19 protein-coding genes are annotated in these 22,329 nt (G+C 69.5%); 11 read left to right on the top strand and 8 right to left on the bottom strand.

The genetic code is table 11. The annotated features are described in order from the left end of the window. Nucleotides 1-18: 18 nt before the first annotated feature. Nucleotides 19-1,221, bottom strand: coding sequence for a pyridoxal phosphate-dependent aminotransferase (locus tag ABI385_RS07245; protein WP_348103072.1), 1,203 nt, complete (start codon nucleotides 1,219-1,221; stop codon nucleotides 19-21). Between the two features lie 35 nt (nucleotides 1,222-1,256). Then, the gene (locus ABI385_RS07240) at nucleotides 1,257-3,290 is read right to left on the bottom strand and encodes a DUF6541 family protein (RefSeq protein ID WP_348103071.1); all 2,034 of its coding nucleotides are present in this window, start codon (nucleotides 3,288-3,290) and stop codon (nucleotides 1,257-1,259) included. 312 nt (nucleotides 3,291-3,602) lie between these two features. On the opposite strand from ABI385_RS07240, the gene rpsB reads away from it, so the two are divergent. Together rpsB and tsf are read left to right on the top strand one after the other, a co-directional pair. Beyond that, nucleotides 3,603-4,691: a 30S ribosomal protein S2 gene (gene rpsB, locus ABI385_RS07235; protein WP_348103070.1), complete on the top strand. Its 1,089-nt coding sequence runs from the start codon at nucleotides 3,603-3,605 to the stop codon at nucleotides 4,689-4,691. 127 nt (nucleotides 4,692-4,818) lie between these two features. Beyond that, nucleotides 4,819-5,655: a translation elongation factor Ts gene (tsf, locus tag ABI385_RS07230; protein ID WP_348103069.1), complete on the top strand. Its 837-nt coding sequence runs from the start codon at nucleotides 4,819-4,821 to the stop codon at nucleotides 5,653-5,655. 58 nt (nucleotides 5,656-5,713) lie between these two features. Here the strand turns inward: tsf and ABI385_RS07225 are convergent, their stop codons facing one another. Then, complete coding sequence (locus ABI385_RS07225) at nucleotides 5,714-6,307, bottom strand: GNAT family N-acetyltransferase (RefSeq protein WP_348103068.1); 594 nt, start codon at nucleotides 6,305-6,307, stop codon at nucleotides 5,714-5,716. Between the two features lie 116 nt (nucleotides 6,308-6,423). Between ABI385_RS07225 and ABI385_RS07220 the strand changes: the two genes are divergently transcribed. Then, the gene (locus ABI385_RS07220; protein ID WP_348103067.1) at nucleotides 6,424-7,623 is read left to right on the top strand and encodes a DUF1015 domain-containing protein; all 1,200 of its coding nucleotides are present in this window, start codon (nucleotides 6,424-6,426) and stop codon (nucleotides 7,621-7,623) included. Nucleotides 7,624-7,676: 53 nt separating this feature from the next. Here the strand turns inward: ABI385_RS07220 and ABI385_RS07215 are convergent, their stop codons facing one another. Then, entirely contained in the window at nucleotides 7,677-8,372 is a 696-nt protein-coding gene (locus ABI385_RS07215) for an L-ribulose-5-phosphate 4-epimerase (RefSeq protein ID WP_407068239.1), read from the bottom strand. Nucleotides 8,373-8,577: 205 nt separating this feature from the next. On the opposite strand from ABI385_RS07215, the gene ABI385_RS07210 reads away from it, so the two are divergent. The 8 genes from ABI385_RS07210 to rlmN all read left to right on the top strand — a co-directional run bounded on the left by ABI385_RS07210 (nucleotide 8,578) and on the right by rlmN (nucleotide 18,340). Then, on the top strand, nucleotides 8,578-10,092 hold the full coding sequence (locus ABI385_RS07210) for an alpha-N-arabinofuranosidase (protein ID WP_348103094.1): 1,515 nt from the start codon (nucleotides 8,578-8,580) through the stop codon (nucleotides 10,090-10,092). Between the two features lie 12 nt (nucleotides 10,093-10,104). Beyond that, nucleotides 10,105-11,178, top strand: a complete 1,074-nt coding sequence (locus ABI385_RS07205; RefSeq protein WP_348103065.1) for a LacI family DNA-binding transcriptional regulator — start codon at nucleotides 10,105-10,107, stop codon at nucleotides 11,176-11,178. An 11-nt stretch (nucleotides 11,179-11,189) separates the two neighbouring features. After that, nucleotides 11,190-12,812: an FGGY-family carbohydrate kinase gene (locus tag ABI385_RS07200; RefSeq protein WP_348103064.1), complete on the top strand. Its 1,623-nt coding sequence runs from the start codon at nucleotides 11,190-11,192 to the stop codon at nucleotides 12,810-12,812. 59 nt (nucleotides 12,813-12,871) lie between these two features. Further along, complete coding sequence (locus tag ABI385_RS07195; RefSeq protein WP_348103063.1) at nucleotides 12,872-14,647, top strand: ABC transporter ATP-binding protein; 1,776 nt, start codon at nucleotides 12,872-12,874, stop codon at nucleotides 14,645-14,647. A gap of 60 nt (nucleotides 14,648-14,707) precedes the next feature. Continuing rightward, on the top strand, nucleotides 14,708-15,439 hold the full coding sequence (gene pyrH / locus ABI385_RS07190) for a UMP kinase (protein WP_348103062.1): 732 nt from the start codon (nucleotides 14,708-14,710) through the stop codon (nucleotides 15,437-15,439). A gap of 47 nt (nucleotides 15,440-15,486) precedes the next feature. Next, complete coding sequence (frr, locus tag ABI385_RS07185) at nucleotides 15,487-16,044, top strand: ribosome recycling factor (RefSeq protein WP_348103061.1); 558 nt, start codon at nucleotides 15,487-15,489, stop codon at nucleotides 16,042-16,044. Between the two features lie 49 nt (nucleotides 16,045-16,093). Continuing rightward, the gene (locus ABI385_RS07180; protein ID WP_348103060.1) at nucleotides 16,094-17,005 is read left to right on the top strand and encodes a phosphatidate cytidylyltransferase; all 912 of its coding nucleotides are present in this window, start codon (nucleotides 16,094-16,096) and stop codon (nucleotides 17,003-17,005) included. A 150-nt stretch (nucleotides 17,006-17,155) separates the two neighbouring features. Further along, nucleotides 17,156-18,340, top strand: a complete 1,185-nt coding sequence (gene rlmN / locus ABI385_RS07175; protein ID WP_348103059.1) for a 23S rRNA (adenine(2503)-C(2))-methyltransferase RlmN — start codon at nucleotides 17,156-17,158, stop codon at nucleotides 18,338-18,340. Nucleotides 18,341-18,359: 19 nt separating this feature from the next. Here rlmN and ABI385_RS07170 read toward each other — a convergent pair whose 3' ends face one another. The 4 genes from ABI385_RS07170 to ABI385_RS07155 all read right to left on the bottom strand — a co-directional run bounded on the left by ABI385_RS07170 (nucleotide 18,360) and on the right by ABI385_RS07155 (nucleotide 22,323). After that, a complete protein-coding gene (locus tag ABI385_RS07170; protein ID WP_348103058.1) occupies nucleotides 18,360-19,190 on the bottom strand; it encodes a methyltransferase domain-containing protein in 831 nt (276 codons plus the stop codon). Then, nucleotides 19,187-20,005, bottom strand: coding sequence for a hypothetical protein (locus ABI385_RS07165; RefSeq protein WP_348103057.1), 819 nt, complete (start codon nucleotides 20,003-20,005; stop codon nucleotides 19,187-19,189). Before ABI385_RS07165 ends, ABI385_RS07170 begins: the two co-directional genes overlap by 4 nt. Before the next feature lie 307 nt (nucleotides 20,006-20,312). After that, the gene (locus ABI385_RS07160) at nucleotides 20,313-21,176 is read right to left on the bottom strand and encodes an aldo/keto reductase (RefSeq protein WP_348103056.1); all 864 of its coding nucleotides are present in this window, start codon (nucleotides 21,174-21,176) and stop codon (nucleotides 20,313-20,315) included. 10 nt (nucleotides 21,177-21,186) lie between these two features. Continuing rightward, nucleotides 21,187-22,323: a Rossmann fold nucleotide-binding protein gene (locus tag ABI385_RS07155; RefSeq protein ID WP_348103093.1), complete on the bottom strand. Its 1,137-nt coding sequence runs from the start codon at nucleotides 22,321-22,323 to the stop codon at nucleotides 21,187-21,189. Nucleotides 22,324-22,329: the final 6 nt, after the last annotated feature.

The following is a 22,329-nucleotide window of genomic DNA, read 5'->3' as shown; positions in this document are numbered from 1 at the left end:
GCTCCGGGACCGCCGTCGTCAGACCCGGTCAGTTGGTGTCCAGCCGGCGGTTCCCAGCTCCCGCAGCCGGCGGGCCGCTTCGACGAGCACCTCGTCCCGCTTGCAGAACGCGAACCGGATCAGCGTGCGGGCGGCGTCCACGTCGTCGTGGAACACCGACACGGGAACCCCGACGACGCCACACAGGCGAGGCAGCTCCCGACAGAACTGCAGGCCGTCCAGCGCGCCTAGCGGGGCCGCGTCGGCCACGACGAAGTACGTCCCCGCCGGCCGCGACACCGTCAGCCCGGCGTCCGACAGGCCCTGGCAGAGCAGGTCCCGCTTGCCCTGGAGCGACCTGGCCAGACCGGCATACACCTCGTCGCCGAGGCCGAGGGCCAGCGCCACGGCCGGTTGGAACGGTCCGGAGGCGACGTAGGTGAGGAACTGCTTGACAGTTCGGGCCGCAGCAACCGCACGCGCCGGCCCCGTCACCCAGCCGACCTTCCAGCCCGTCGCGGAGAACGTCTTGCCGGACGAGGAGATCGAGATCGTGTGCTCCGCCATGCCGGGGAGTGTGGCCACGGGGATGTGCTCGACGCCGTCGAAGACCAGGTGCTCGTAGACCTCGTCGGTGACCACCCAGGCGTTGTGCTCGCGGGCCAGCGCGCAGACGAGGTCGAGCTCGGCGCGCGTGAAGACCTTGCCGGTGGGGTTGTGCGGGCTGTTCAGCAGCACCAGCCGGGTTCGTGACGAGAATGCCGACCGCAGGGACGCCTCGTCCACCGCGAAGTCGGGGAAGCGCAGCACCGAGGTCCGTCGCACCGCACCCGCCAAGGCGATCGTGGCGGCATACGAGTCGTAGTAGGGCTCGAACGTGACGACCTCGTCGCCGGGTTCGCAGAGAGCGAGGACCACGGCGGCGATGCCCTCGGTCGCGCCGGCGGTGACCAGGACCTGGTTCGCCGGGTCGAGCTCGATGCCGTAGAACCGCTTCTGGTGCCGGGCGACCGCCTGCAGCAGCTCGGGCACCCCCGGCCCGGGTGGGTACTGGTTGCGCCCTCCTCGGATCGCGGCTACCGCGGCGTCGAGCAGCTCCGCCGGGCCGTCGGTGTCCGGGAACCCCTGACCGAGGTTGATCGCACCGGTGCTCGCCGCGAGCGCCGACATCTCCGCGAAGATCGTCGTCCCGAACCCGCGCATCCGCTCGATCAGCAACGGACCGTCCACGGTGTCAGGCATGCAGCCACCGTATGCCGTGGCAGCCGCCCCCAGCCTCAGGACCTCGCTGGCAGCCAGGACGGGTCGAACCCGCACGCCCGTATGCGGTAGAGCCGGTAGCGCCCTGCGGCACCCACCTGTTCGAACCCGTCCACCCCGCCCAGGGCGGCCATTCCCGACGTCCGGTCGCTGAGGCTCAGCCAGTACCGCACAGCCCCGGTGACGGCGTACTGGACATTCTTGCGGCGCAACGCGTCACACACCTGCGTGTTGGTCGCCGCCTCCTTCAGGTGCAGGCCGATCAGGGCGCTGTCGGGATCGGGGTCCAGCAGCAGCGAGTCGAACAGGACCGGTCGGTCGAAGAACGCGTAGAGGAACGCGGACCCGTTGGCCGGGACGTCGGTGGTGACGACACCCGGCGGGATGAGGGCGGCCAGACGTCTGAGCTGGGCCACCTCGGTGGGAGAGAGCAGCCGATGCGTGACCTCGGGCGGATGGTAGTACCGGTCGACGAGGTAGTAGGCCTTGTCGTGGTTCGCCCCGCCGGTGACCAGCAGGAGCAGGACGAGTGCGGCGCCCACCGCGGTCGCTCGCGTCGCCCTCGGCTGCCGGGTGGTTCTCCTGGCCGGGGGAGAGAACGTCGTCAGCGCGCGTTCGACGAGCCGGGCCGACCACTGGGTGCCGGCGACGGCCAGCAACGCTGTCGGAACCGCCGCGAGTGCGGCCAAGCGGACCTTGTCGTTGTACCAGTAGCCCGTGATGATCGCCCCCCACCCGGGGCGTCCGGTGGCCGCTACGAGGAACAACAGGATGCAGGTGACCCACCCGACCAGCACCCATCGCAGCCGGACGACGCGGGCGCACACCACGACACCGAGGGCGATGAAGACCAGCAGACCCCAGGGCATCCTGTCGACCTGCAGCCCCAGCAGCGCCACGTCGCGCAGGCTCTCACCGAACGGCTCGGACGCCCCCCAGTCGTAGCTCGCCGTGTCCGCTACCTGGCGGGAGAGTCGCGGCGCGGCCAGCAGGCCCGTCACGACGACGATCACGAGCGTGGCCAACAGCGCAGCGGCACGCTGCCGCCCGACGCCCGAGCCTCTCTGCACCAGTCGTACCAGCAGGAGCAGCCGGGTGCCGAACGCGAGAACGACGAGCATGACGAGGGAGACCAGCGCGTTCGGGTGGGTGAGGGTGAGCCCGGGCAGGGCGGCGATGGTGACGGCGACGGCACCTCGCCGGTTCAGGCCCGCGACGGGCCCGACGACTCCGACCGCTACCAGTGCCGGGCCGAGCACGCCGGGCAGCAGGGCGGTGGCAAACAGGTTGGGCCACAACACTCCCCATCCCATGAGGAGGTAGGGAAACGTCGTCAGCGCGCCAGCGACCAGTCCGGCCGAGAGCAGCACCACCGACGACCGTCCGAACGACAGCCGAGCGAGGGCGACGAGGCCCAGGGGCCAGACGACGGCCGCGGCCGCGAGGGCAGTGAGGTTTGCGGCCGTGACGATGCCGTCGCCTGCGGCCAGGTGGGGAACCAGCTGCGCGGCAGTCACGGCGACGTCGTGGAACCCGCTCGGGTAGCCCACCTTGCCCCCGGACCCCAGCGACGAGAGGTTGCCGTCCGACAGGTACTGGCGGATCCGGTTCAGGTGCGCCACGACGTCGGTGCTGTCGACCAGCTCGCCCGGCGAACCCATACCGGGAACTGCAGCCACAAGGACGGTGACGGTGCCGACCGCGGCGCCCGCGAGGGCGGTCCAGCGGGTACGCGTCGGGTCGGCGCGGGGGTGACCCCTGGCGTCCGACGCCCCTGACGGGAGCGCTCGTGGCCTAGACCACCACCGAGTGGCGAGCGCCACCAGGACCCCGATCAGCGCCGCCGGCACGACGTACCAGGGGGTCCAGACCAGCCCGAGGAACGGCGCCAGCACCGTCCCGAGCGTGAGTGAGGTCATCCCGAGCGCGGGGGCGACCCCCCAGCCCGCGGGACCGCGCAGCCCCGCGGCATACGCGATTGCCAGTCCGGGCACCAGGACGATCGCCACCACGAGGACGAACCACGGGGCCGCCGTCAGCCATGCGGTCATGCACTCATGCTTTGGTCAGGCTCCATCGGGTGGCGGGGCGGTCGGGGTGCACGATAGGCGATTTCCGTGTGACGGGTGGCGCGGCTTACCATGGGAGCACGGTCTCCACCCCTGGGGACCGAATTCGCGCGCCTTCTCCCACCTCCGAGTTCTCTCACGAGGCGGGGCCGGTGCACCCGGTGTGGTCCGGTACGCCGAGCAGTCACTGAGCTGCGAGGTCCGGTATGGGTGCTCGTCAGGCGCCAGGCAGGTGGCCCCTTCGGGGGAGCTCACCGACGAAACCGACCCAACGATCTTTAGGAGGACCACGGCATGGCCGTCGTCACCATGCGCCAGCTCCTCGACAGCGGCGTCCACTTCGGGCACCAGACCCGTCGCTGGAACCCCAAGATGAAGCGCTTCATCATGACCGAGCGCAACGGCATCTACATCATCGACCTGCAGCAGTCGCTGACGTACATCAACAACGCGTACGAGTTCGTCAAGGAGACCGTGTCCCATGGCGGCTCGATCCTGTTCGTGGGCACCAAGAAGCAGGCCCAGGAGCCCATCGCCGAGCAGGCGACCCGCGTCGGGATGCCCTACGTCAACCACCGCTGGCTCGGTGGCATGCTCACCAACTTCAACACGATCTCCAAGCGGCTGACCCGCCTGAAGGAGCTCGAGGAGATCAGCGCCGACGAAGCGAGCTCCGGCCGTACCAAGAAGGAGCTGCTCATCATGAGCCGCGAGCGGATCAAGCTCGAGAAGACGCTGGGCGGCATCCGCACCATGCAGCGCGTCCCGTCGGCCGTGTGGATCGTCGACACCAAGAAGGAGCACCTCGCCGTCGACGAGGCCCGCAAGCTCGGCCTGCCGGTCATCGCGATCCTCGACACGAACTGCGACCCCGACGAGGTCGACTACAAGATCCCGGGCAACGACGACGCGATCCGCTCCGTCACGCTGCTCACCCGGGTCATCGCCGACGCTGTCGCCGAGGGCCTGATCGCCCGCGCCGGTGGCCGGGCGTCCGGTAGCGACGAGGCCGTCGGAGCCGAGGAGCCGCTGGCCGAGTGGGAACGTGAGCTCTACGCCGAGGCCGCTGCTGCCGACGCCGGTGTCGTCGCCCCCGCGGCGACGGCCGCGCCCGAGGCCGTCGCCGACACGACGACGGACACTGACACTGACACTGCGACCGACACGACGACCGACACCGACACAGCGACCGACACGGCAGTAGTGGTCGCTCCGGAGCAGGCCCCCGAGGTCACGCCCGACGCCGACATCGCGCAGGAGGTCGCCGAGACGGCCGGCGAGCAGGTCGACGCCGAGGATGTCCAGCCCGGCGCCACGGTCGCCGCGCCGGACGCCAACCCGAGCGAGGTCAGCGAAGCGAGCGACCAGCCCGCCAACGCCTGAACGACGTCCCCGGCCGGCTCGTCGTCCTCGCGGACTGCGCTCCGGCCGGGCATCGTCGTGCCCGGCGCGTTCCAGGCGTCAGAACCACCCACCACCTCAGTCAGAAATGCGAGAGACAGCGACAGACATGGCGAACTACACCACCGCTGACATCAAGACGCTGCGTCAGCAGACCGGCGCCGGCATGCTCGACGTCAAGAAGGCCCTCGACGAGGCCGACGGCGACCACGTCAAGGCCACCGAGATTTTGCGGACCAAGGGTCAGAAAGGTGTGACCAAACGCGAAGGTCGCACGACCTCCAACGGCCTGGTCGCCGCCAAGGCCGAGAACGGCGTCGGCACGCTCGTCGAGATTTTGTGCGAGACCGACTTCGTCGCCAAGAGTGCGCCGTTCATCGCGCTCTCCGAGCAGGTGCTCCAGCAGGCCATCGACAGCAGCGCAGCGGACGCCGACACCCTGCTGAGGAGCACCCTGGCCGACGGCCAGACCGTGCAGGAGCTCATCGACGGCGCCAACGCGACCATCGGCGAGAAGATCGAGGTCAAGCGGGTGGCCCGACTTGCCCCCGAGAGCGGCAACGTCGCGGCGTACCTGCACAAGACCAGCCCCGACCTGCCTGCTCAGATCGGCGTCCTCGTCGCGATCGCCGGTGGCGACGACCAGGTCGCGCGTGACGTCGCCATGCACGTCGCCGCGTTCTCCCCGACCGCGTTGACACGCGACGAGATCCCGGCCGACACGGTCGAGAACGAGCGTCGCATCGCCGAGGCGACGGCCAAGCAGGAGGGCAAGCCCGAGGCCGCCCTCTCGCGGATCGTCGAGGGCCGGGTCAACGGCTACTTCAAGGAGAACGTGCTCGTGGAGCAGGCCTTCGCCAAGGACCCGAAGAAGTCGGTGGGCCAGGTGCTCAAGGACGCCCAGGCCGAGGCTCAGGCCTTCGCCCGGTTCCGCGTCGGGTCCTGACACCACGGTCCACCACGCACCCCGTATGCCGGTCGCCCCACACGGGTGGCCGGCATACTCAGTCTTTCGAGGCCGTCAGCTGCAGCCGCATCACCCAACGCCACTTGGCGATCTTCCGATCGCGTTCGAAACCGAGCTCTTCGAACAGGTTCTCGGGACCGGTGTGGAGGTAGGCGCCCTGCTGAGGGTCGCGATCCGTGACCTGCTCGGGGTATGCCTCGACCACCCCGCCCCCTGACTTCTCGATCGCGCCCAAGGCACCGGTCAGCGCGGCTCGGGCGACTCCGTGCCGACGATGACCCTTCCCGGTGAAGATGCAGCCGATCCGCCAGTGCGGCAGTTCGACGAGCTCTCTCTCGTAGACCTTGAGGTTCTTGATGGAGGGCAGCTCGGCGGGAGAACCGAACTGGCACCAACCCACGCAGTCCCCGCCGTGGTACACGAGCATCTGGTGCACTGTGCCCTTGCGCACGTGAGCCTGTTTGCCGGAGCGGTTGCCCGCCGCGCCACGACCCGCGCCGACGCCCTCCGGGTGAAAACCCATGCACCAGCAACCGCCCCACACGCCGTTGTTCGCCTCGACGAGCGCGGCAAAGTCGTCCCAGGTCTCCTCGGTCAGCAGCTGCGTCGTGTATCCCGACTCCGTCGCCATGGCCTTCATCGTGCACCACACCGGCCCGGCGACCACAGGTGTGGGTCGGGCGACCCGGGCGACCGGCCGCCAGCAAGGGTGGCCGGCCGGCCTCGTGCCTGGGAGGCTAGGCCACTGTGCCGGCCTTCGAACCCTTTCGGGCGACCCGCTACTCCCCAGCGATGGACCTCGCCGCAGTGACCGCACCGCCCTATGACGTGCTTTCGGACCGTGACGTCGAGGTGCTAGCCGCTCGCGCCCGGCACAACATCGTGCGCGTCGACGTCCCGCAGGGCGGGGACAACCGGTACGACGTGGCCGCGGCGAGCCTGCTCGACTGGGTCGCCGACGGGACGTTGGTCACCGACCATCTCCCCTCCTTCTCCATCTACCGCCGCAGGTTCACGGACGCCACCGGCCAGCCGCGAGAGCTGAGCGGGGTGATCGGTGCGCTCGAGGTGGTCGACGAGGGCTCGCGTGGCGTCCTCGCCCACGAACGGACCACCCCCAAGGCCTCGACCGACCGCCTGGAGCTGACGCGGGCCACCGAAGCCAACCTCTCTCCGGTGTGGTGCCTCCATGCCTACGCGGGACTGTCCGACCTCCTCGCCGAATCCGGCGAGCCGGTGGGTGCCTGCACTGTCGACGGTGTCGAGCACCGCGTGGAGAGGGTCGTGGATCCGCAGCGGATCGGGCTCATCCGAGAGGCGGTCGGCTCCGGGCCGGCGCTGATCGCCGACGGCCACCACCGGTATGCGGTCGCCCGCCAGTACCGCGACGAGGTGCGCGCTGCCACGGGCCGCAACGACACGCAGGCCGAGCTGACCCTGGCTTTCGTCGGCGAGCTGGCTGCCGACCAGCTCAGCGTCGAGGCCATCCACCGGCTCTACACCGTGGTGACCGCCGCCGACCTGACCAGGTTGCTCGACCGCTGGTTCTCGTATCAGCCGACCGGAGCCGGGCTGGACACGCTTCGTCCCGACGTGTTGAGCAAGATGGACAACGACGGCCGGCTCGTGGTGCTGCGCCCGGACGGCTGGGGCTGGCTGCTCCCGCGACCGGGTGTCTTCGACGGCATACGAGCCCTCGACGGGGTCTGGCTCGAGCAGGCGCTGGCCGGTTCCGGGGCCGAGGTTGCCTACCAGCACGGGCTGCCCGAGGTGGTCGCCGCCGTCCGTGATGGTCGTGCCAGCGCCGCCGTGCTGATCCGGCCGGTCTCCGTAGCGGAGATCAGACGCACGGCCGACCACGGAGTGCTCATGCCGCCGAAGTCGACGTACTTCACACCCAAGCTGCGCACCGGACTCGTGCTTCGCCAGATGAGCGGGCTTGACTGACTCGGGCTCAACTTCCCCGCATCCCTACGGCGCCCCCCCGCGTGGCGAGAAGATCAACAATCGCCGCTGGGGGCTTGGCCGTACGCATTCTGGTATCTGTCGTAGAGCGCGTCGATATCGGCCTGGGCGATCGGCTGCGGCTCGCCGAGCTGCCGGGCGATGTGCACCGTCCGCGCAACCTCCTCCACCAAGGCTGCTGCCTTGACGGCTGCCCGACCGTCTGGACCGATGGTGAACGGACCGTGGTTGCGCATCAGCACCGCGGGACTGCGCGATCTGGCCAGGGTCTCGACGATCCCCCGACCGATCGAGTCGTCACCGATGATCGCAAACGGACCGACGGGCACCGGACCTCCGAACTCGTCGGCCATCATCGTCAGGACACACGGGATCTCCTCGCCGCGCGCAGCCCAGGCGGTGGCGTACGTGGAATGGGTATGCACCACGCCGCCTACGCGCGGCAGGTGCGCGTAGACGTAGGCGTGCGCCGCCGTGTCGGACGAGGGGAGGTAGTCGCCGTCGACGAGGTGGCCGTCGAGGTCACACACCACCATCGCGTCAGGTGTCAACGCGTCGTAGGAGACGCCAGACGGCTTGATCACGAACAGGTCTGCACCGGGCACTCGTTGGGAGACGTTGCCCGCAGTCCACACCACGAGCTCCCATCTCGCCAGCTCGGCGTGCAGCGCGCAGACCTCGTCACGCGCGCGCTGGACCTCACCTCGAACCCTAGGACCGAAGTTCGACAGCTCTGAGCTCACCCCCTGACCCCGGTGTTGAGGTCCATATCCGCCACGTCCTATCGCTGCCTGATTGCGTTAACAAGTGTAGCGCTAGAGAGGTTGTCACGTGGCTAAAGCGCCGGAAAGCTCGGCATGCGTGGCTGGTGTTATCGTCACCAACGAAAGTCGGTTGGGTGCCCAGCCGCGCTCCTCACCAGAGAAGGCCCCGTTCATGACCGGCTCGGCTGCACTGCACCTCGACCCCGCCTTTGTCGTCGCCCCGGTGCGGAGGCGCATCTTCGGCTCGTTCGTCGAACACATGGGGCGGTGCGTCTATACCGGGATCTACGAGCCGGGTCACCCCACCGCCGACGCCGACGGGTTCCGGGGCGATGTGCTCGACCTGGTCCGCGAGCTGGGGGTGTCCGTGATCCGCTATCCCGGCGGCAACTTCGTTTCCGGCTACCGCTGGGAGGACGGCATCGGCCCCGCCGCCGAACGTCCCGTGCGCCGCGACCTCGCGTGGCACACCCTGGAGACCAACGCCGTGGGCATCGACGAGTTCGCCCGCTGGGCCAAGCGCGCCGACGTGGAGGTCATGTACTCCTTCAACCTCGGCACCCGCGGGATCGAGGAGGCACTCGACGCGCACGAGTACATCAACCACGAGAAGGGCACTGCGCTGTCGGACCTGCGCCGGACCAATGGGTCGGACACCCCCTACGGCGTCAGGCTCTTCTGCCTGGGCAACGAGATGGACGGTCCCTGGCAGACGGGTCACAAGACGGCGCACGAGTACGGCCGCCTGGCCGCCGAGGTGGCCCGAGCGCTGCGCAGCGCCGAGCCCGATCTCGAGCTGGTCGCCTGCGGCAGCTCCGGTTCGGAGATGCCCACCTTCGGCGCCTGGGAGGCCGAGGTGCTCGAGCTGACCTACGACCAGGTCGACTACATCTCCGCCCATGCGTACTACGAGCCCCTCGACGGCGACCTCGGCAGCTTCCTCGCCTCCGGTGTCGACATGGACCATTTCATCGACAGTGTCGTAGCCACCGCCGACAGCGTCGGCGCCCGGCTGAAGAGCCCCAAGAAGATCAACATCTCGTTCGACGAGTGGAACGTCTGGTACCAGTCGCGTTTCACTAACGAGGGCCCCGGCGATGACTGGATCGCCGCGAAGCCGCTCATCGAGGACGTTTACAACGTCGCCGACGCCGTGGTCGTCGGTGGGTTGCTGATCTCGTTGCTGCGACACAGCGACCGCGTCGGCGTCGCCTGCCTTGCCCAGCTGGTCAACGTCATCGCACCGGTGATGACCGAGGCCGACGGCCCCTCCTGGCGGCAGACCATCTTCCACCCGTTCGCCATTACGTCGCGGCTCGCCCAGGGCGTGGTGCTCCGCGTCGAACCGCACTGCGACACCTACGTGACGTCGCGTTACGGTGAGGTGCCCCAGCTCGACGCGGCAGCGACATACGACGAAAAGACCGGCGACGTCACGGTGTTCGCCCTCAACCGCAACACCGAGCAGACCTTGACGCTAGCCACCGCCCTGACCGGGTTCGGCGACCTGCAGGTGGCCGAGAGCTGGGTCCTCGGCGGCGGAGACCCCTATCTCACCAACACCAAGGACGAGCCCGACCGGGTCGCGCCCGTGGCCCTCGAGTCGGCCCGAGTCGTCGATGGCGCGTTGCAGGCGGACCTTCCGCCGATCTCTTGGTGCGCCATCCGCCTGACGACGACCGGATAGCCGACAGGTTCGATGACCGCCGAGACCCGTCCGACCATGTCCGACGTCGCCCGACTCGCTCAGGTGTCGCCGATGACGGTGTCGCGGGTAGTGACCGGCAACGGTGCGGTGAACCCCGCCACCCGCGAACGGGTGAACAAGGCGATGCGACAGCTGCGGTACACCCCCAACATCGCCGCCCGCGCCTTGGTCAGCGGTCGTTCGGGCACTATCGGCGTCATCACGCTCGACACCAGCCAGTACGGCCCCGGCGCCGCCCTCCTCGGCATCGAACGTGCCGCCCGCCAACGCGGTTATGGCGTGACCATCGCCACCTTGCCGAAGCTCGACCGGACCTCGATGACCGACGCGATCGACGCCTTCGTGCAGCGTTCCATCGACGGGGTCATCGCGATCGTGCCCCACCTGTCGGCGGCGGACGCGCTCGCCGAGACCAGGCCACAGCTGCCCGTGGTGGCCGTCCAGGGCACCGGGTCGGCACGGATTCCCGCCGTCACCGTCGACCAACGGACTGGTGCTTTTCTCGCTACGACCCACCTGTTGGACCTCGGCCACGAGACGGTCTGGCACGTTGCCGGTCCTCAGGACTGGTTCGAGTCTCGAGAACGCGAGCGAGGTTGGCGCGAGGCGCTCGCCAGCCGGTCAGCGCCCTCACCGCCGTTGGTCCACGGCGACTGGTCGGCGGCCTCGGGGTATGCCGCGGGGCACCAGATGCTCGCGGCTGACCGTCCGCCGACCGCGGTGTTCGCCGGCAACGACCAGATGGCGCTGGGGATCCTCCACCTGCTCTACGAGCGCGGCCTGTCCGCACCGGCCGACCTGAGCGTCGTGGGCTTCGACGACATCCCCGAGTCGGCCTACTTCTCACCCGCCCTGACGACCGTGCGCCAGGACTTCAACGAGCTGGGACGGGCCGGGATGGCGCTCCTGCTCGACATCTTGTCCGCCGAAGGCCACTTCGGCATGGAGGTGACGTTGATCGAGCCAGACCTGATGCTCCGGTCGAGCACAGCGCCACCGCCGTCGAGACATCCATCGACGCATCCATCGACGCATCCATCGACACATCCATCGACACAGGGATAGGTACCCACGTCATGCCGCACCTGAACGACGACGACGTCTCGCAGTCACGGAAGGCCATCGTCGCAGGCGAGACCGCCCTCGGGATCGAGCTGGGCTCCACCCGCATCAAGGCCGCGCTGATCGGGCCGACCAGCATGCCCCTCGCGACGGGGAGCCACTCCTGGACCAACCAGCTCGTCGACCGCCTGTGGACCTACGACCTCGACAGCGTGACCGAGGGAGTCCAACGCTGCTACGCCGACCTGGCCCGCGACGTCTACGACCGCTACGACGTCCCCCTCACGTCGGTCGGGGCGATGGGCTGCTCAGCCATGATGCACGGGTACCTGGCGTTCGACGCCGCCGGCGAGCTGCTGGTGCCGTTCCGTACCTGGCGCAACACGAACACCGACGCTGCGAGCCGAGCCCTGACCGACCTGTTCGGCCAGAACATCCCCCATCGGTGGAGCGTGGCTCACCTCTACCAGGCGATCCTCGACGACGAGGAACACCTCTCACGCCTCGCCCACATCACCACGCTGGCGGGGTATGTCCACTGGCGGCTGACCGGTCAGCAGGTGGTGGGCGTCGGAGACGCGAGCGGCATGTTCCCCATCGACTCGACGACGGGGCAGTTCGACGAGACCCTCGTGGCGCGGTTCGACGAGCTGATCGCGGACCGGCGCTATCCGTGGCGTTTGTCGCAGATCGTCCCGACCGTGCTGTCCGCCGGCCAGGACGCGGGGACGCTGACCGCATCAGGAGCCCTGCTGCTCGACCCGAGCGGGGCACTCGAGCCCGGCGCGCCCCTGTGCCCTCCCGAGGGCGACGCGGGCACGGGCATGGTGGCCACCAACACGGTGGACGTCGGCACCGGAAACGTCAGCGCCGGTACGAGCATCTTCGCCATGGTCGTCCTCGAGCGCCCGCTGCGCGGGATGCACCGGGAGGTGGACCTGGTGACGACACCGTCGGGCGATCTCGTGGCCATGGTGCACTGCAACAACGGCACGGGTGACCTCGACGCGTGGGTCGCGGTCTTCGGGGAGTTCGCCACCGCTCTCGGCGTCGAGGTGGACAGCGGCCGCGTCTTCCAGCTGCTCTACACCGCGGCCATGTCCGGGGATCCGGACGGCGGCGGACTCCTGGCCTACAACTATCTCTCCGGCGAACCCATCGCCTCGCTCGAGGAGGGGCGACCACTTGTCGTCCGTTCGCCGGGCAGCCGGTTCACCCTGGCCAACTTCGTCCGAACCCATCTGTATGCGACCCTCGGGGCGCTGCGCATGGGCATGGACGTCCTGCGTGCCGAGGACGTCCGCCCGCGCAACCTCTACGCGCACGGTGGCTTCTTCACCACCGCAGGTGTCGGTCAACGCGTCTTGGCCGCGGCCCTCGACACTCCCGTCTCGGTGGGGGAGTCGGCGGGTGAGGGCGGTCCGTGGGGGATGGCGCTGCTGGCCGCATACCTTCGTGAGCAGCGGGACGGGCGCGATCACGAGACGCTCGGCGAGTACCTCGCGCGGAAGGTGTTCCACGGCGGCTCTTTCGAGACGATCACCGCGGACGCGAGCGAGGTGGAGGGTTTCGACTCGTTCATGGACCGCTACAGCCGAGGCCTCGAGGTGGAGCGGCGCGCCGTCGAGCTGCTCTGACGGAAGTGATCGTAGGCCCGCGATGAGCCGGTCCGGGCGGGCGATCGTAGGCTGACGCGGTGGACTCCCAGGCGACTGCCGCGCATACCTCGTCGCCGGCGCCGACGTGGCGCGTGCTGCTGTCCTATGCCCGCCCGCACTGGCGGATGCTCCTGGTCGGAGGCCTGCTGAGCGTGGCCACGGCGGCCAGTGGCCTCGGGCTCCCGCTCGTCGTGCGAGAGCTGATCGGCAACCTGGGCGGCGACGGACCCGTGAAGGGCCTCGTCGCACTGATGTCGGTGCTCGTGGTGGTCAACGCGGCCCTCGGCGCGCTCGGCGGATACGTCCTGCGCCGCACCGCCGAGTCGGTGGTTCTCGCGGCCCGTCGGCGCCTCCTCTCGCGACTGCTGCGACTGCGCCTCTCGGCTGTGGAGCGGCACGAGCCCGGCGACCTGATGTCTCGAGTCACCGCCGACACCACGCTGCTTCGCGAGGTGACGATCGACTCTCTGGTCGGAGGAGTCACCGGGGTTCTGACGCTCGCGGCGACGGTGGTTCTGATGGCCCTGCTGGACCTCGTCATGCTCGCGGTGACGCTCGCAGCTCTGGGGGTTGCGGTCGTCGTGATCGGCGTCCTGGTGCCCCGGATCAACCAGGCGTCCCGACGCGCGCAGGAGTCGGTCGGCGCGATGGGCGCGGCGCTGGAGCGGATGTTCGGCGCGTTCCGCACGGTCAAGGCCTCGGGCGCTGAGACGCGAGAGGGGGAGCGGCTGGACGCTGCTGCCACGGAGGCGTGGCGGGCGAGCGTCCGCGCCGCGAAGTGGGGGGCGATCGCCGGCAACACCGCGGGCCTGGCCATCCAGGTGGCCTTCATCGCGGTGCTGACCGTGGGAGGCGCCCGCGTTGCGGCCGGCACCATCACGGTGGGGACGCTGGTCGCGTTCCTGCTCTACGTGTTCTTCCTGATCTCGCCGGTCAACCAGCTCGCGGGAGCGGTCACGCAGTACCACGTCGGCGCCGCCGCGGTCGCCCGGATCCAGGAGGCCGAAGCTCTGCCCGTGGAGTGCGTCGAGTCTGCTGGGCCGACGGCCGAGCTGCCCCAGCCCGGCAGTATGCCGGTCGCCATCAGCTTCGACCGGGTGCGGTTCCGGTACGACGCCGGTCTGCCGGTCGTGCACGACGGGGTCAGCTTCGCGGTTCCTCCGGGCGGGATGTCCGCCTTCGTCGGCCCGTCCGGGGCTGGCAAGAGCACGGTGTTCTCGCTCATCGAACGTTTCTACGAACCGGACGGCGGCCGCATCCTCGTCGACGGCATCGACGTGCGCGACTGGCCGGTCGCGCAGCTGCGCGCGTCGATCGGCTACGTCGAGCAGGATGCGCCCGTCCTGTCCGGCACGCTGCGGGAGAACCTGCTGTTCGGTGCGCCCGACGCCACCGAGGAGAGCCTCCAGCAGGTGCTGCGGACCACCCGGCTGCTCGCCATGGTCAGCAACCTTCCCGACGGTCTCGACACCACCGTCGGACATCGCGGGATGAAGCTGTCCGGCGGGGAGCGACAGCGCGTCGCCATCGGCCGCGCCCTGCTGCGCCGACCCCGCCTGCTGCTGCTCGACGAGGCGACCTCCCAGCTCGACGCGGTCAACGAGGCAGCCCTGCGTGACACGGTCGCCGACGCCGCCGCCACCACCACCGTCCTGGTCGTCGCCCACCGGCTGTCCACCGTCATGCTGGCCGATCGGATCATCGTGATGGAGGCCGGCGGGGTCCGCGCCGTCGGCACGCACGCGGAGCTCCTCGGGAACGACCTGCTCTACCGGGAGCTCGCCGCGACACAGTTCCTCGTCCCCGTCCACTGACGCTGGTTCGAAGGGATGTGACAGGATCCGTGACGCACCGTGTCTTCCTGGAGGTTCCGCGTGACGTTCGACGCCCCGGCCCCGACCTTTCGCCGGGTCCTGCTCAAGCTGTCCGGAGAGGTCTTCGGCGGTGGACGGATCGGTCTCGACCCAGCCGTCGTCAAGGAGATCGCCGAACAGATCGCTGTGGCGGTCAACGGCGGTATGCAGGTGGCCATCGTCATCGGCGGCGGCAACTTCTTCCGTGGCGCCGAGATGCAGGCGCGCGGCATGGACCGGACCCGGGCCGATTACATGGGCATGCTCGGCACGGTCATGAACTGCTTGGCCCTGCAGGACTTCCTGGAGAAAGCCGGGATCGAGACGCGCGTGCAGACCGCCATCACCATGGGTCAGGTGGCCGAGCCCTACATCCCCCGTCGGGCCATCCGGCACCTCGAGAAGGGCCGGGTGGTGATCTTCGGGGCGGGTGCGGGGATGCCCTACTTCTCCACCGACACGGTGAGTGCCCAACGCGCCCTGGAGATCAAGTGCGACGTCGTCCTGATGAGCAAAAGTGGCGTCGACGGGGTCTACGACGCCGACCCCCGGCTGCACCCCGAGGCGAAGAAGCTCGACACCTTGACCTTCGACGAGGCGTTGCAGCGCGGGCTGCGGGTCGTCGACCATGCTGCGTTCGGCCTCTGCCACGACAACAAGCTGCCCATGGTCGTCTTCGGCATGGAGGGCGAGGGGAACATCACCCGTGCCCTGCAAGGTGAGAGGATCGGCACGCTCGTCACCCCGAGCTGAGCGAGTGGCCCGAGCGTCGGCACGCCTACGAGAAAGCGGCGGAAACCATGATTGACGAGACTCTCTTCGAAGCCGAGGAGAAGATGGAGAAGGCCGTCGAGGTCGCCAAGGAGGACTTCGGCAGCATCCGGACCGGACGGGCGACCCCCGCGATGTTCAACAAGATCCTCGTCGACTACTACGGCGCGCCGACCCCCCTGCAGCAGCTGGCGTCGTTCCAGACCCCCGAGGCGCGGACCATCCTGATCAGCCCCTTCGACAAGTCGTCGATGCACGAGATCGAGAAGGCGTTGCGCGACTCCGACATCGGCGTCAACCCGAGCAACGACGGCAACATCATCCGGTGCGTCCTGCCCGTGCTCACCGAGGAGCGTCGCCGCGACTACATCAAGCTCGCGCACTCCAAGGCCGAGGAGGCACGCGTCTCGATCCGCAACGTCCGCCGCAAGGCAAAGACCGACCTCGACAAGCTCGTCAAGGACGGTGACGTCGGCGAGGATGACGGCACCCGCGGTGAGAAGGACCTGGACGGCCTGACCAAGCGCTACGTCGACTCCGTAGACACGCTGCTCAAGAGCAAGGAGGGCGAGCTGCTCGAGGTCTGACGACCCCGCGCGCCCCGCCCCACCGCAGTGATCGGGAGATGACCGACGGATGACCGACCCAGCGTCCCGGCCGAAAGACGGCGCCGAGACCGGCGACGGGCTCGTCGCTCCGGTCACGACGGAGGCGCAGTCGGTCAAGGTCTCCCGTGCGGGCCGCAACCTGCCGGCGGCCGTCAGTGTCGGCGCGAGCCTGGGCGCGGCGGTCATCATCACGCTGTTCGTCGTGCCGAAGTGGTCGTTCGTCGTCCTGGCCACCGCGTGTGTATGCGTTGGGGTCTGGGAGCTGTGCCGTGCACTCGAGGCCGGTGGGTTCAACGTCCCGGTCGTCCCGAGCCTGGTCGGCTGCGTGAGCATGGTCGCGGCGGCCTATGTCGGCGGCGGACAGGCGCTCACGGTCTGCTTCGCCCTCACCTGCCTCGCCATCCTCGTCTGGCGGGTCGCCGACGGAGTCACCGGAGCGGCGCGAGACGTCATGGGTGGGGCAGTCGTCGCGGCGTACCCGTCGTTGCTCGCCAGCTTCAGCTCTCTGCTGCTCGCCCCCTCGGACGGTTCGTGGCGACTGTTCACCTACGTCGCGCTCACCGTGGCGAGTGACATCGGTGGGTATGCCGTCGGTGTCCTTGCAGGACGCCACCCGCTGGCGCCGACCATCAGCCCCAAGAAGTCGTGGGAGGGTTTCGCCGGTTCGGTCGTCGCCTGCATGATCGTCGGTGCCGTGTGCGTGCACTTTCCCCTCCACGGCTCCTGGTGGGTCGGTGCGCTGGTTGGTGCGGTGGCCGCGGTCGCCGCGACGGCGGGCGACCTCATCGAGTCCACGATCAAGCGCGACCTCGGGATCAAGGATATGTCCAACATCCTCCCCGGCCATGGGGGTCTGATGGACCGGCTCGACTCATTGGTGATGACGGCGCCAGTGGTCTGGGCGCTGCTCGTCGTGCTCGTCCCGGTCGGTGGCGGGTGACCCTCGGCGTCGTTTTGATGACGGAACGGATGAGGGAACCACCGGCGGTGTGATCACCCCGTCTGCGGTTCTGTCAGCTGCTCCACCAGGCCTGAGTCCGGCGCTTGCGGTTCGTCGATCGAGCCGCCGGGCTGAGAGACTGTCTCCCTCATGTCCGACCAGCCCGCCACCGGCATACCGCTGCCTGAGCCGACCGTTGCTGCCCCCCGTCCGGGTCAGCTGAATTTTGCCCCCCCACGCCGTGGGAAGCCGCCGCGTCACCTCGCCGACCTCGCTCCGGACGAGCGGAAGGCGGCCGTGGAGTCATTGGGACACAAGGGGTTCCGCGCAAAGCAGCTGTCCACGCACTACTTCGAGCGGTTGGTCGACTCACCCGACGAGATGACCGACCTGCCCGAGGCAATCCGCGACGACTTGGTACGCGACCTGCTCCCGACGCTGCTCACGCCAATCGTCCAGCGCACCGCCGACGACGGTGCGACCATGAAGTCGGCCTGGCGCCTGCACGACGGGGCCATCGTCGAGTCGGTGTTGATGCGCTATCCCAACCGGGTCACGATCTGCATCTCCAGCCAGGCTGGCTGCGGGATGAACTGCCCGTTCTGCGCGACCGGACAGGCGGGTCTGACGCGCAACATGTCGACCGCGGAGATCGTCGAGCAGGTGGTGCACGCCGCCCGCATGCTGCGCCGGGGCGAGCTGGGCACCGGGGCGGACGAGGAGCGCACCGCTCCGCTGCGCGTCTCGAACGTCGTGTTCATGGGGATGGGCGAGGCGCTGGCCAACTACCGAGCCGCGATCGGCGCGATCCGGCGGCTCACCGACCCCGCACCGGACGGGCTGGGGATGTCGGCTCGCGGGATCGTCATGTCGACCGTCGGCCTGGTGCCGGCCATCGACAAGCTTGCGACGGAAGGCATACCCGTCACGTTGGCGCTGTCGCTACACGCTCCTGACGACGAGCTGCGCAACGAGCTGGTGCCCATCAACACGCGGTGGTCGGTAGACGAGGCGCTCGAGGCGGCACGCCGCTACTTCGAGACGACCAAGCGCCGGGTGTCCATCGAGTACGCGCTGATCCGCGACATCAACGACCAGTCGTGGCGTGCAGACCTGTTGGGGCGCAAGCTCAACAAGCTCGGCCGCGGCTGGGTGCACGTCAACCCGATCCCGCTCAACCCGACCCCCGGCTCGAAGTGGACCGCGTCGCGGCCGGGTGTCGAGCAGCAGTTCGTCGAGCGGCTGAGAGCCGCGGGCATCCCGACAACGATCCGCGACACCCGCGGCCAGGACATCGACGGCGCCTGCGGTCAGCTCGCGGCGTCGACCGCCTGACTTCGAACACCGTGCTGAGTCAAGGGCGTTGGCCGAGGGTGTAGCGCACGTCCTGCCAGAACGTCACCGACCCGTCGGCATCAGCAGCGGCCTGTATGCGTCGGCTCGCCTCCGCCCGGACGTCACTGCGCCGGCCCTCCGGGACCGACATCCAGAAGGCCCGCTGGCCCACCGACATCGAGAACGCATACCAGTGGCCGGCGTCGTCGAACCGCACCTCGACTCGACGTGTCACGGTGCGCAGGTCGACGAACCCGGCGTCCCCGAGGAGTTGTTCGACGCCGGCGTCCGAGCCGAACGGGCCGGACGCCCCGCTGGTCCGCGCGTCGAGCTGCTGCGGCGGCAGGTAGGGGTCGAACACGTCGTCGACCCGGGACCACGCCGGGTCCTGCTCCCCGAATGTCGTGATGCCGAGCCGCCCACCAGGGACGAGCAGGTCCCGCCATTGCGCCAGGGCGCTGGCCGGGTCGGGCAGGAAGAACACGACGAGCGAGGAAGAGACAAGGTCAGCGGGCGACCCCAGCGACGTCGCATCCGGGTGCTGGGCGTCGAGCAGAATCACCTCGACGTTGGAGAGGCCGTCGGCCGCCACCAGGTCACGGCAGTGCTCGACCATGCGAGACGAAAGGTCGGCGCCGACCACCGACCCGCGTGAACCGACCCGACGGGCGACGGGGAGCAGCACGGCGCCTCGGCCACAGCCCAGGTCGAACGCGCGCTCACCGGGTTGCGGGTTCAGCTCGTCGACGAGTCCGGCGGCGATCGGGCCGAAGAAGTCCACACCGACCTGGTCGTAGGTGTCTGCCACCGCGTCGAAAAGGCGGGCCAGGCGCTGCGTCTGGTCGCTCATTCGACCAACGTCCAGCTCAATGTCGCCTGCCCGGCGAAGTGGTGACACGGGTCGGCCAGGACCTGGGCGGTGAACGCGTAGGACCCGGCCTCCACCGCGCCCAGCACCGTGTCGCCGCAGGACGGCGTCGTGGGCGATGTGTCGCTGTGCAGGACGACCCGGCCCGGTCTCGTGACCGTGAGGTCGCCTTGGTCCTGCGGGGCAGTGTCGACCGTGCCGCCCGCGTCGAGACGGAAGGACACCGGCGGAGGAGCCGCGGTTCGCCCGACGACAAGGACGAGGCCCGAGCCCTGGAGCACCCATGCCCCGTGCAGCGGGTTCGTGGTCACGACCGGCTCGCTGCTGCTCGGTGGCGGGCCGGGGTGGGCGAGACCACCGCGTGAGACGGGGGACAGTCGCAGCAGTGTGAACGGCGGCAACAGGTCGGTCGGCGTGCAGGGACCGGAGGGCACCTGCGTCAACCGGATCCACCCCTCGGCCAGGCGACGGACCGTGAACGTGCCGTCGCACCCCGCTCTCGTCAGCACACCGTGGGACACCACCAGCGTGTCCCCGTCCACCCGGTAGGTCCCCCCGTCCGAGCGCGCGGGGGATAGCAGCTGGTCCGCCCCGACGACGGGGACCACGCTGCCGTCGGGGCGGAACACCACGGCATCCGGGACGGCGCCGTCGACGCCCTTCCAGAAGCCGACGATCTGTTCGGTGAGTGGTGTGCCGATGGCGTGCGACTCGACCACGGACGGTGGTGGGTCCGTCCGCCGCGACCAGAGCAGGCACCCGACTCCGACGGCCATCACGACGACAGTGGTTGTCACGGCCGCGCACCGCCGCGCCCGGTCCCTCGCACGTGGCGCCGAGGCCCCGGAGGGGTGCCGGGCCGGGGGCAGCGACAGGCTCGGAGCCGGCGACGAGCCAGCAACGTCGGTCATCGCCACCTCCATCGGTGGGTGCGCTCACGCGGGCGGCGCGTCGCGGGTCCAGCCTGACCAGCCTGCGTGCTCAGGTCAAGGGTGGCACGACGCCGTCAGTCTGGAGACGGGTGATTATCGGCCGGACTTCCGACCGATATCACCCGCCCGCGTGCGCTGGGAGACGCGCAGACTCCAGGAACGACAAGGTCGGTCAGTCGGTGGCGTTCAGCCGGGCCATCTCGTCGTCGGTGAGAACGAGGTCGGCTGCGGCGACCGAGTCACGGATCGTCTCCGGCCTCGACGAGCCCGGGATCGGGACGACGACCGGGGCGGTCGCTAGCATCCAGGCGAGCGTGACCTGTTGCGGGCTCACGTCCCGCTCGTCGGCGACCTGCTGGAAGGGCGCGAACCGCGACCCGAGGTCGCTCGCCTTGGAGATCCCGCCCAACGGTGACCAGGGCAGGAAGGCGATGCCCAGCTCGGCGCAGAGCTCCAGCTCGGGGGTCGAGCTGCGGTAGGCCGGCGAGTACTGGTTCTGCACGCTGACCAGACGGCCGTCGAGGACCTTCTGAGCGAGGCGGATCTGGTCGGGGTTCGCGTTGGAGATGCCCGCCATCCGGATCTTGCCTGCGTCGAGCAGCTCACCAATGGCCCCGACCGACTCGGCGTAGGGGACGTTGGTGTCGGGTCGGTGCAGCTGGTACAGCCCGATCGCCTCGACGCCGAGGCGCTTGAGTGAGGCGTCGCAGGCCTCTCGCAGGTGCGCTGGCGAGCTGTCGATCGTCCAGGACCCGTCACCCGGGCGCAGGTGTCCGCCCTTGGTGGCGACCAGCACCTCGCTGGAGTCGCCGCTCCACGAAGCGAGAGCCTCGGCGATGAGCGACTCGTTGTGGCCGACGTCATCGGCGTGCAGGTGGTAGGCGTCAGCGGTGTCGATGAGCGTCACGCCCGCGTCCAGGGCGGCGTGGATCGTGGCCACCGAGCGTGCGCGGTCGGGCCGGCCCTCGATGGACATGGGCATCCCCCCGAGGCCGATGGGGGAGACACTGACGGTTCCGATCTGGCGGGTAGTCATGCCCGCCACGTTATCCGTTCGTGATGATCGCGACGACTTCGCACGGGTCGTCGACCAGGTGTATGGCGCGAGCCATACCGCGCCCGGCGGCGAGGGTCTGCAGCAACGGCCAGACGGGGATGGCCGAGGTCCAGTGCTCGACACCGACGAGCACCAGGGGAGGCAGGACGACATCGGGCGCGGCGTAGTAGAGCCGCGTGGCGAGCTGGAACACCTCCTGGACCGTCCCCGCCGAGCCGGGCATGACGATCACCCCCGCGTTCGACCGGGCGAGGAGGCCGTCCTCACGGACCGCGTTCGAGAAGTACTTGGCGATACCTTCGGCGAACACGTTCGGCGGCTCATGCCCGTAGAACCAGGTCGGGACTCCGAGCGACCGGGGCAGCGGAGTCGGCGCGCCCGCCTGGGCGATCGGTTCGGGGGAGCCGTCCCGGGGAACCACTCGGGGTCCCAGCTCCTCCAACGCCTCGAAGGCTGCCACGGCCCAAGCGCCCACGTCGGGACGGAAGGACGGCACCGGCCGGAGCCGGTCCAGCGCCGCCTCGACGGCGTCCGCGGAGGGAGCCGCGGCGCCGAGGTTCGCGGCCTCCATCGCCCCCGGTCCACCACCGGTGGCGACGAGCAGGCCAGCACCGGCCAGGGAGAGCCCGAGATGCGCCGACATGGCATACGAGGTCGAACCCCGTTCTGCCGCATGACCTCCCATGACACCGACGACACGGCGTCCCTCGACCCACTCCTCGAGGGCGTCGCTGACGGAGTCGTCGTGGATGGCCTTGAGGAGGCTGGCGTACGCGTCGCCAGCCAGGCGCATGTCCCGTGACCACGCGTAGGCCCGGGCGTCCGGTGTCGAGGCATACCCACCGGGTCCGCCGATCCCGGCGTAGAGCTCACGTCCGGTGTAGAGGTGCGCCCGGAAGACGTTGACCGGCACGTCGGGGTCACCCGGGAAGACGACCGCGCCGTGGGTCTGCAGATGCGACAACAGGTTCGGGGGGACGGCCCCGCCCAGGACCACCAGACCGGTCAGGTCGTCCTCGCTCCCCAGCCGGCTCGCGACCGGCCCGAGGTCGAGGTCCTGCAGGCGCAGGCCGGCGAGCGGTCGACCGTCGTCGAGCCAGGTCTGGAACTGGGCGACCGAATGCATCTCCAC

The sequence above is a fragment of the Lapillicoccus sp. genome (assembly GCF_039935575.1).
In the GTDB taxonomy this organism is placed as follows: domain Bacteria; phylum Actinomycetota; class Actinomycetes; order Actinomycetales; family Dermatophilaceae; genus Lapillicoccus.
Note: the sequence above shows the minus strand (reverse complement) of the source record. Positions and strands in the feature narration are given on the sequence as shown.

Coding starts and splice junctions, on each gene's coding strand:
- ABI385_RS07170 (WP_348103058.1), bottom strand. CDS start 19,190: ATGAGCGACCAGACGCAGCGCCTGGCCCGCCTTTTCGACGCGGTGGCA.
- ABI385_RS07160 (WP_348103056.1), bottom strand. CDS start 21,176: ATGACTACCCGCCAGATCGGAACCGTCAGTGTCTCCCCCATCGGCCTC.
- ABI385_RS07200 (WP_348103064.1), top strand. CDS start 11,190: ATGCCGCACCTGAACGACGACGACGTCTCGCAGTCACGGAAGGCCATC.
- rpsB (WP_348103070.1), top strand. CDS start 3,603: ATGGCCGTCGTCACCATGCGCCAGCTCCTCGACAGCGGCGTCCACTTC.
- tsf (WP_348103069.1), top strand. CDS start 4,819: ATGGCGAACTACACCACCGCTGACATCAAGACGCTGCGTCAGCAGACC.
- ABI385_RS07240 (WP_348103071.1), bottom strand. CDS start 3,290: ATGACCGCATGGCTGACGGCGGCCCCGTGGTTCGTCCTCGTGGTGGCG.
- ABI385_RS07225 (WP_348103068.1), bottom strand. CDS start 6,307: ATGGCGACGGAGTCGGGATACACGACGCAGCTGCTGACCGAGGAGACC.
- ABI385_RS07155 (WP_348103093.1), bottom strand. CDS start 22,323: ATGCATTCGGTCGCCCAGTTCCAGACCTGGCTCGACGACGGTCGACCG.
- ABI385_RS07245 (WP_348103072.1), bottom strand. CDS start 1,221: ATGCCTGACACCGTGGACGGTCCGTTGCTGATCGAGCGGATGCGCGGG.
- rlmN (WP_348103059.1), top strand. CDS start 17,156: ATGTCCGACCAGCCCGCCACCGGCATACCGCTGCCTGAGCCGACCGTT.
- ABI385_RS07210 (WP_348103094.1), top strand. CDS start 8,578: ATGACCGGCTCGGCTGCACTGCACCTCGACCCCGCCTTTGTCGTCGCC.
- frr (WP_348103061.1), top strand. CDS start 15,487: ATGATTGACGAGACTCTCTTCGAAGCCGAGGAGAAGATGGAGAAGGCC.
- ABI385_RS07205 (WP_348103065.1), top strand. CDS start 10,105: ATGACCGCCGAGACCCGTCCGACCATGTCCGACGTCGCCCGACTCGCT.
- ABI385_RS07180 (WP_348103060.1), top strand. CDS start 16,094: ATGACCGACCCAGCGTCCCGGCCGAAAGACGGCGCCGAGACCGGCGAC.